This is a genomic window from Streptomyces alkaliphilus (genome assembly GCF_014141535.1).
In the GTDB taxonomy this organism is placed as follows: Bacteria; Actinomycetota; Actinomycetes; order Streptomycetales; family Streptomycetaceae; genus Streptomyces; species Streptomyces alkaliphilus.
The window spans coordinates 1-7805 of sequence record NZ_VKHT01000137.1; the positions used below are offsets into that span (position 1 = coordinate 1).

The window sequence follows — 7805 nt, forward strand, 5'->3', positions numbered from 1 at the left end:
ATGCGGCGGTGGGGCCGGCGGACAGGGCGGCTTGCGGAACCTCTCCGGGTTCCAGCTCGAGGAGCCTGCGGGGTGGCGCTGTGGCGGCCTTGCCCGCGTTGTAGCGGCGCACCTCGTCGTTGTGGCGGGCGACCAGCTCGGGGAGTTCCTTGGACTCCTCGGGCTGGTCGATGGGGCGGAACGCCTGGGTGACCCACAGCTTGTCGAAGCCCCGGCCGGCGACCGTTTCGCGCAGGTCGCGCAGCTCGGTGAAGTGGGCTCCGGCCTCCGGGGCGTGACGGGCCGTCCACTTCTCGATGACGGGCCACTGGGAGTCGTCGTATGCCGCGGCCAGCACGGCGCGGCGGGCGGTGTCGTCCCCGTACCGCTCGGCTTCTTCGAGCATGGCGGTGCGCTGGTCGGCGTCGGCGTTCCGGGCCTCGGTGAGTGCGGTCTTCCACGCGGCGAGGAGCACCTGGCGGTCGGCGGCGGTCGCGGTGTCGGGGATATCGGGCCGGACGGGCAGGCTGTTCTCCAGCCAGCCGAGACGTTCGGTGCGGCGCGTGGTGAGGTCTTCCCAGTGTCGGCGGGCTTCGGCGACGGCCTGGCGCCATGCGGAGTTGATGGCGCGGGCCCGGTCGATGGGGGTGGTGTTGGTGTCGGTTCGCAGCACGGCGAGGACTTCGGGGAGGGCTTCGCGGGCCAGGCGGGCGCCGCGCACGGCGGGATCGTCCTTGGGGTGGGGAAGCGGGAGCGGTACGGCCATCACGCGGCCTCCTGTCGGGTGCGGGTGAGGTGGTGGGCGTCGTCGGGGTGCCAGGCGCCGCGGGCGGCGGGTTCGATGCCGGATGCGGCGGCCAGTCGTCGGGCGTGGCGGGCGGTGACGCCGAGGAGTTCGGCGAGCTGGTCGGTGGTGAGCAGTTCGTGCCGTGAGGGTGCCGGATCGGGGTCGGGTGTCCGTGCGGGGTGTCCGTTCGCGGTCATGGCGTGGTGGTGGGCCGCGGCCCGCAGGGCGTCGAGGGCGTCGGCCATGTCGGGCCGCAGGCGTCCACCGCCGTCGCGGTGGCGGGCGAGTTCGCGCCGCAGGATCACCCACAGGGGGTAGGCGACGGATGCGGGCAGGACGACCACGCCGGCGGTGTAGGCGACGGCCGACGGCCGACGGGCGCTCACCGGGGCTCCTCCGAGGAGTCCGGGTGGTAGAGGCGGGAGAAGTTCCCCACGGTGGTCGGGTCGTGGCTGACGCCGTCGCCGTCGACGTCGAGGGCATGGAGGTTGCCGTCGGATGTGACGAGCCAGCCGACCACCGGGGTGCTCTCCTTACCGCCCTCGTCCTCGGTGTCGTACTCCACCCTCCAGCCGTCCCCGGGGAGGGCCGCGACGACCGTGGGGACCTGGGACAGGCAGTCGAAGTTGCTGTAGGAGGCGGCGGGGCGAAGGCGTCCCGTCTTGGTGTCGACCACCAGGGCTTCCCCCGTCTCCGGGTGCCACGCCTCGACGTCCAGGACGTTCCCGACCTGCCGCCCCTGCGGGGCGGTGAAGTGGGCGACGTAGCCGGTCTTGTTGAACTCCGTCATGGCTGGTTCCTCCGTGTGGTGGTCTGCGGGGTTCCGTCATCGTGCGGCCCCGGACGGTAGCCAAGCGCATCGGTGGCGCCCCGGGGTGCGGCTTCTCGTTCTTCGCCCGCCGGCTCCCGCCGGCCGAGTCGGGCGAGCTTGGCGCGTCGGCGGGCGGCCAGGCCCGCGCGGCGGCTTTCGGCGAAGGCGGCCCGCATGGCACGGCGTCGCTCGGCGCGTTCGCGTGCCGGGTCCGGTAGTCCTTCGAGGGGAAGCGGCGGTTGTTCGGTGGTCATCCCGACCCCCTTCCGGTGGGGTGTTCGGTGGCTCTCGGTGGTGACGTTCCGTTACGTTCGGGGAGGGGGGACGGGTTGGCTACGAAGTAAGGCGAAGTTACGAAACAAGCAGTTCAGCGAGGGTGAGGGTTTCCGACTTACTTCGTTGCGACGAAAGAAGTCGAGAAAGCCCCTTCGCGTCTTCGCAGGTAGGCGGCTTACTTCGTTAGTTAGCCTTCTTTCGTCGCAGACCCATAAGGGGCCGTCCACCCGTGGGCTCCGACCACTCTTCGTAGTTGCCGAGGGTCAGCAGTTCGGCCCACAGGGCGTTGATCTGATCCTTCTTCCGGTTCCTGCCGAAGCACTCGGCGACGATGGCGGTCCGGGTGACGCCCCGCTCCCCACCGGCGTCCACGAACGCCTTCAACCGGTCGAGGTCGGGGTTGCCCGAGGTGTTGCCGAACACCCACCAGGCGGAGTCCTCGGCGTAGGACCACATCGCCTCGGCGGCCTGGAGGTGGGGCAGGTCGATGACCTCGGAGCCGTCCAGGAGCGCCGCGGTGACCGACAGCCGCAACACCTGCGGCGCGGCCCGGGCGACGACCTGGGCCACGGGCCCGTCCCCCGCGTGGTCGGCGGCCAGACGCTTGTACAGGTCCCGCCAGTGCCGGGCGGCCTCGGGGGTGCGGCGCATCCGGCCCACCGATCGGGCCCGGTCGATGGCGGCCCGCAGACTGGCGCCCATCGCCTTGAGTTCGGCTTCGGCCAGGTCCCCGCCGTCGGGCAGCAGCTTCGAGCGGCGCGAGAGCACCGGCAGATACCGGTTCATGGTGCCGCCGGCCCGCTCGGCTTCGTTGAGCTTGGCCCGCAGCTCGGTCGGGGTGATGTGCCCGACGATCCCGATGTGCGGATCGGTGGCCACCTTCGGGCGCAGCGTCATCGTGCGCAGCGTCCCGCCGTCCCACGCCTGCCGGATGACCGGCAACAGGGTGTTGCCCTCCCGCTTGCCCTGGGCGAGCACCGAGGCGAACTCGGACTCGATGACCAACAGCCGCTTGTCGACCACGCCCTCATCGAAGTGGTCGGAGTCCAGGTCGTCCCCGGACCCGTCGCGGACCTGCTGAATGAGCCCTTCGGCGGACGACAGGCCGCTGACGACCTTCGCCGTGCAGAACTCGGGATCCGCGGCCTTGAGCACGCGCCGGATCTCGGCGAACGAGGTGCCCTTCATGCCGCCGGCGGTGCGGCCGATGATCAGCGTCCAGACCTTCGCCCCGTGCTCCACACCACCGGTCAACATGTGCGGCGACCCGCCGATCATGGCGCCGGCGGCCGTGAAGAGGGTGAACAGCATCGCCGCCGGGTCGGCCTCGGTGTGGGGCTCGATGGTCTGCACGATGGTGCCCGGCAGCCCGTGCAGGGCCGCCGGGGCGAGAGTGGGCCACGGACGGCCCACCGGCGAGGGTTCCCGGGCCTCCCCGGGGTGGCCGGTCATGACGCCGGCGATGGTGGGATCGGTCATGCGGCTGCTCCGGACTGTTCGGGACGGCGACGGGGGAGGTCGACCTGGCGGCCGTCGATGCAGTGGCGCCACCACCCGGGCCGGCCCGGGATCGCGACGGACCACCCGGGCCGGGCGACAACGGGCGTCGGCTTGCGGGCGTTGCGGGCGTCGGCCTCGGCGCGAACGCGGTCGAGCATGGTGGCCAGGTCGACGCGGCGGGCGATGCGCCCGGTCTCCTCGATGGCGTCGCCGAACACCTCGTCGTACCAGGCATCCGGGTCCTCGTCGGCGAGCCGGTCGAGGCGGTCCTGTTGGGCTTCTTGGCGTCGCCAGGCTTCGGCGGCCGCCAACAGGGCGGCGGCCCGTCGGGGGTCGGTGGCGTCCAGCTCCAGCCAGGCGGCGGAGCCGTAGGCCGGCACGGTGTCGTCGTCCAGGCCGTCGAGGAGATCGTGGGTCCGGGCGGACGCCCACAGGGCGGTGACCTGCCCGGGGTCGATGTGCTCGCTCACGACGCCTCCCGGTCGGGGGCGAAGCGGCGGCGGATCTCCCACAGTTGCCACCCGCGGGCGCAGCAGCGCCGGATCTCGGCGCGCACCTCGGGCAGCGTCAGGCCGTAGGGGTTGTTCGCGAGAAGGTGCCGTGCGGGCACCCGACGCGGTACGGTGGTCTCCGACCCGCCGTCCAGCTGGTCTTTCTGCGTCCTCCGGTGCTCCACCACCGGGGGACGCTTTTCGTTGGTCGTCATGCCGCCTCGCCCCCGGTCGTCACGGTCTGGGCGTCCAGCCAGGCCTCGATCGCGCTGCGCCGGTACATCACCCGTCCCGACCTGCCGGGCGTCGTCTTGATGTAGGCCGGCCCTTCTCCCATCCACCGCCAGTTGGCGAGGGTCTGGAGGCTGAACCCGTACTCCGCTTGCACCTGCTTCGGCGACAGCAGTTCGTTGCGCATTGTTTTCCCTTCCATGGTGTTCATCTTAGACACTGTGATGTGTATAGTGACCACTATGCCGCAGACGAAAGTACCACTGTCGAAGCGAGAACGAACAGCGCGCCGTCTTACGCTGTGCCTCATGACCGAGGAGAAGCAGCGACGTCCCCGCCCTTCTGTGCCCTACGGCCCCACCGCCAAGACGGTGGCCGAGGGAGTGCAGAAGATGCGTAAGCGGCGGCAGCTGACGATCTACGAGCTGTCGGCTTTGCTGAAGAAGGCGGGGCGTCCGATCACACCCTCGGCAATCGCGAAGATCGAACGCGGGGAACGCCGCGTCGATGTAGACGACCTGATGGCACTGACTACCGCCCTAGGCGTCTCGCCCGCCGCTCTACTGCTGCCCCTCAAGGACTCCCCACATCAGTCCATCGAGATCACTGGCGCCGGTGAAGTGCCCGCCGATGTGGCATGGGAGTGGGCGAGCAATGAACGTTCCCTCCCCCTTTCCTCGGGGGACGCCAGTGAAGCGGAGCTGGGCTATCAACTGCACAGCCTCCCCCCGGGGCGGCGTTACCTGAGGAGCCGGCCCGTCGGTCGCGCGGTGGAAGCGCTCCGTCGAGACGTCGACCGTGTTGTCGAGATCTCCCAGCGGAGCCAGTCCCGCCACCCGAGCGAGTTCGCCGACCGACTGGCCGCAGCCCGGCTCTCGCTCGGTCGACTTGAGGCGGAACTGGCCCGGATGGAAGCAGAACGGGAAGAGTTCGACCGGTCCTCCCGGGAGGAGCTGGAGCGGCTTCGCCAGGAAGCGGCGCGGCTGGTCGAGGAACAGAGTCGGGGAGGTGGCGACGATGGCGCGGGTGTGGATTGAAGACCGGGCGAAGCACGCCGACTTCCTGGCCGCCGTGGAGAAGGCGAAGGCCGCACGACGGGAGCCCCCGGGTCGGTGGCGGGTGCGGTGGTACGACCCCGACAACAAGCCGAAGGCCAAGACGTTCCCGCGCAAGCCCCCGGCCGAGGCGTTCCGGGACGAGCTGTTGCAGCGCCTGGCGAACGGGTCCTACCGGGACCCGGCCGCAGGGAAGACGACGTTGGAGAAGGTGGCCGAGGAGTGGTTCGCCGCTCAGGCGCACCTCAAGCGGTCCTCACGGTCGCGGTACCGCCGGGCGCTGGACGCCTACGTGCTGCCGAAGTGGGGGACCACGCCGGTGGACCGCATCCGGCACGAGGACGTCGCCGAGTGGATCGGGCACCTGACGACGGCGGCCGGGCTGGGCGGCAAGCCGCTGGGACCGGCGGTGGTGCGGGGCCTGCACCGCGTGCTGTTCATGACGCTGGAGTGGGCGGTGCGCACCGGCCGGGTGGCGTCGAACCCGGCGGCCCGGGTGCCGCTGCCGCGCCGGGGCCTGCCGGATCACGTGTACCTGACGCACGACCAGGTCGACCGCCTGGCGGACGCGGCGGGGAGGTTCCGGCCGCTGGTGCTGCTGCTGGCCTACACCGGACTGCGGTTCGGGGAGGTCTCCGCGCTGCGGGTGGGCCGGGTGGACCTGGCGGCGCGTCGGGCGCACGTGGTGACCGCCTTCGCCGAGGACAACGGGGAGGTCTACGAGGACACCCCGAAGGACCACGAACGGCGCTCGGTGCCGCTGCCGGCCTTCCTGGTCGCCGAACTCAAGCCGGTGGTCGACGGCCGCGCCGAGGGGGAGCTGCTGTTCCCCGCGCCGCGCAAGGGCCCGCTCCGGGCGCACAACTTCCGATCGAGGGAGTTCGCGGCGGCGGTGAAGGCGGCCGGCCTGGGTCACCTGGGGGTGACCCCGCACAAGCTGCGGCACACCGCGGCGTCCCTGGCGATCGCGGCCGGGGCGGACGTGAAGGTGGTGCAGACGATGCTCGGGCACGCATCGGCGACGATGACGCTGGACGTCTACGGGCACCTGTTCCCCGACAGGCTGGACGAGGTGGCCGACGCGCTGGACGCCCAGCGCACCGCGGAACGCTCCCGGAACGCCGACCGCGGGGAGGACGAGCCCGCGTGAGGTGTACAAAATACGTACCGCCCGCCCGGAGTCCTCCGGACGAGCGGTGAGCAACTGGCCTTGACCAGCATCTTCGGTTGTGATGTGCGCGCTCGGCAGGATTCGAACCTGCAACCTTCTGATCCGTAGTCAGATGCTCTATCCGTTAAGCTACGAGCGCTGGTCGATCCGGGCGGCGGGGCCGCCGGTCGGCGTTGCGGGAACAACATTACATGACCCGCGCCGTGAGACGAAATCGATTGCCCCCACCCGACGCGACCTGCGAAAACCCTCTCGATCGGTCATCCGCGCGGGTGAATCACCGGCGCGGGAAACCACCCCCCGGGGGCCTGCCGGGAGCGGCGACGGGGAGGGACGACAGCGGTCCCGGAGGCCGGCACCCCGGGGTACCGCGAGGGGTCCGGGACACGGCACCATGACGATTCGGGTCGGGCCGCCGCGCGCCACCGGGGCCCCGCACGACGAAGACCCCCGGCCGTGTCGGCCGGGGGTCCCCGGTGCTTCAGCTGCGGAGGCTCCGGGATTTGAACCCGGGATGGGGGGTTACCCCAAACCGCATTAGCAGTGCGGCGCCATAGACCAGACTAGGCGAAGCCTCCACGCACCTCACGCCCGCGCGAGAGCCGCGAGAGCGGGTGTGTGCGAGCAAATGATGCCACAGCCGTCACGGCCGGAGCCACTCGCGCTCCTCCGGACGGGGGGCATCCGGTCGTGTCGCGTTGCGCAACCACTTTCCGTGAGCAGCGTTGAACGGGTGGGGACAATCCGTCGGTTCCGCCGCCGGACCCCGCGAAACCCGTGGAAACCGCACAACCCACGCAAGCGTGAAGTGGCACGCATCCGACCCTAGGAGCGCAACCCCCATGGACTTCACCTCCCTCACCGCCGCCGCGCTGGCCGCCCTGGCGGCCCTGGCCGCCGGTCCGCAGGCGGGCGCCCCGGCCGAGCCGGGCGAGGCCGGGACGGCCGCCAGGCCGATCGCCCACGACCTGAGGATCACCGTCTCCGAGGACGGCTCCCGTTCGTCCTCCCGCACCCACACCCTGACCTGTGAGCCGACGGGCGGTGACCACCCCCGGGCCGAGGCCGCCTGCGAGGTGCTGCTCGGGGCGAACACCCGTGGGACGGATCTGTTCGCCCCGATCGGTCCCGACACGATGTGCACCCAGCAGCACGGCGGCCCGGCCACGGCCACCGTCGCCGGGAGGTGGAACGGCGAGCAGGTGCGCGCGACGTTCTCCCGCACCAACGGCTGCGAGATCGCCCGTTGGGACGCGATGGTGCCGGTGCTGCCGTCGATGGTCGGACAGCCTTCCTGATCGGGCCGACCGTCGGGGCCGTCTCCGTATCCCCCCACCGGGGGTGCGGTGCGGCCCCGGCGGCCGGGGCCGCACCGCACCCCCGTACCCCCGTGGGCCCGTGCCACGTGCCGGCTCGGCCGGGCCCACCGCGGTTTTCCGGCCCCGCTTCCGGCTCCCCGGGCTCCCCGGTCCGCCTCCCGGCGCTCCGCGTCGTGTCCCCTCCC

Annotated in this window: 11 protein-coding genes and 2 tRNA genes; 3 read left to right on the plus strand and 10 right to left on the minus strand. The window is 71.5% G+C overall.

Features of this window, described 5'->3' with window-relative positions:
• The 8 genes from FNQ90_RS07150 to FNQ90_RS07185 form a co-directional block, all read right to left on the minus strand.
• Window positions 1-745: hypothetical protein (locus FNQ90_RS07150; protein WP_182605514.1), on the minus strand; the 745-nt coding region annotated here is incomplete at its 3' end.
• Window positions 745-1152 carry a hypothetical protein gene (locus tag FNQ90_RS07155; RefSeq protein WP_182605516.1) on the minus strand — a complete coding sequence of 136 codons (408 nt, stop codon included), beginning with the start codon at window positions 1150-1152 and terminating at the stop codon, window positions 745-747. The genes FNQ90_RS07155 and FNQ90_RS07150, both read right to left, overlap by 1 nt.
• A complete protein-coding gene (locus FNQ90_RS07160; RefSeq protein WP_182605518.1) occupies window positions 1149-1556 on the minus strand; it encodes a hypothetical protein in 408 nt (135 codons plus the stop codon). The genes FNQ90_RS07155 and FNQ90_RS07160 overlap by 4 nt, the downstream gene beginning before the upstream one ends.
• Complete coding sequence (locus FNQ90_RS07165) at window positions 1553-1831, minus strand: hypothetical protein (RefSeq protein ID WP_182605520.1); 279 nt, start codon at window positions 1829-1831, stop codon at window positions 1553-1555. Before FNQ90_RS07165 ends, FNQ90_RS07160 begins: the two co-directional genes overlap by 4 nt.
• Window positions 1832-2036: 205 nt before the next feature.
• Complete coding sequence (locus tag FNQ90_RS07170) at window positions 2037-3332, minus strand: DUF3987 domain-containing protein (protein ID WP_182605521.1); 1296 nt, start codon at window positions 3330-3332, stop codon at window positions 2037-2039.
• Window positions 3329-3823 carry a hypothetical protein gene (locus tag FNQ90_RS07175; protein ID WP_182605523.1) on the minus strand — a complete coding sequence of 165 codons (495 nt, stop codon included), beginning with the start codon at window positions 3821-3823 and terminating at the stop codon, window positions 3329-3331. Before FNQ90_RS07175 ends, FNQ90_RS07170 begins: the two co-directional genes overlap by 4 nt.
• Window positions 3820-4059 (minus strand): hypothetical protein, encoded by a 240-nt coding sequence (locus FNQ90_RS07180; protein ID WP_182605525.1) that lies wholly within the window; start codon window positions 4057-4059, stop codon window positions 3820-3822. The genes FNQ90_RS07175 and FNQ90_RS07180 overlap by 4 nt, the downstream gene beginning before the upstream one ends.
• Window positions 4056-4277 carry a helix-turn-helix transcriptional regulator gene (locus FNQ90_RS07185; protein ID WP_228470935.1) on the minus strand — a complete coding sequence of 74 codons (222 nt, stop codon included), beginning with the start codon at window positions 4275-4277 and terminating at the stop codon, window positions 4056-4058. The genes FNQ90_RS07180 and FNQ90_RS07185 overlap by 4 nt, the downstream gene beginning before the upstream one ends.
• 106 nt (window positions 4278-4383) lie before the next feature.
• Between FNQ90_RS07185 and FNQ90_RS07190 the strand changes: the two genes are divergently transcribed.
• Window positions 4384-5112 carry a helix-turn-helix domain-containing protein gene (locus FNQ90_RS07190; RefSeq protein WP_182605527.1) on the plus strand — a complete coding sequence of 243 codons (729 nt, stop codon included), beginning with the start codon at window positions 4384-4386 and terminating at the stop codon, window positions 5110-5112.
• On the plus strand, window positions 5093-6280 hold the full coding sequence (locus FNQ90_RS07195) for a tyrosine-type recombinase/integrase (RefSeq protein ID WP_182605529.1): 1188 nt from the start codon (window positions 5093-5095) through the stop codon (window positions 6278-6280). Before FNQ90_RS07190 ends, FNQ90_RS07195 begins: the two co-directional genes overlap by 20 nt.
• An 87-nt stretch (window positions 6281-6367) precedes the next feature.
• On the opposite strand, the gene FNQ90_RS07200 is transcribed toward FNQ90_RS07195, so the two are convergent.
• Both FNQ90_RS07200 and FNQ90_RS07205 read right to left on the minus strand, forming a co-directional pair.
• Window positions 6368-6440: transfer RNA gene (locus tag FNQ90_RS07200), tRNA-Arg, on the minus strand.
• 349 nt (window positions 6441-6789) lie between these two features.
• Window positions 6790-6879 (minus strand) — tRNA-Ser (locus FNQ90_RS07205).
• Between the two features lie 264 nt (window positions 6880-7143).
• On the opposite strand from FNQ90_RS07205, the gene FNQ90_RS07210 reads away from it, so the two are divergent.
• Window positions 7144-7599, plus strand: a complete 456-nt coding sequence (locus FNQ90_RS07210; RefSeq protein WP_182605531.1) for an SSI family serine proteinase inhibitor — start codon at window positions 7144-7146, stop codon at window positions 7597-7599.
• The last annotated feature ends 206 nt before the right edge of the window (window positions 7600-7805 follow it).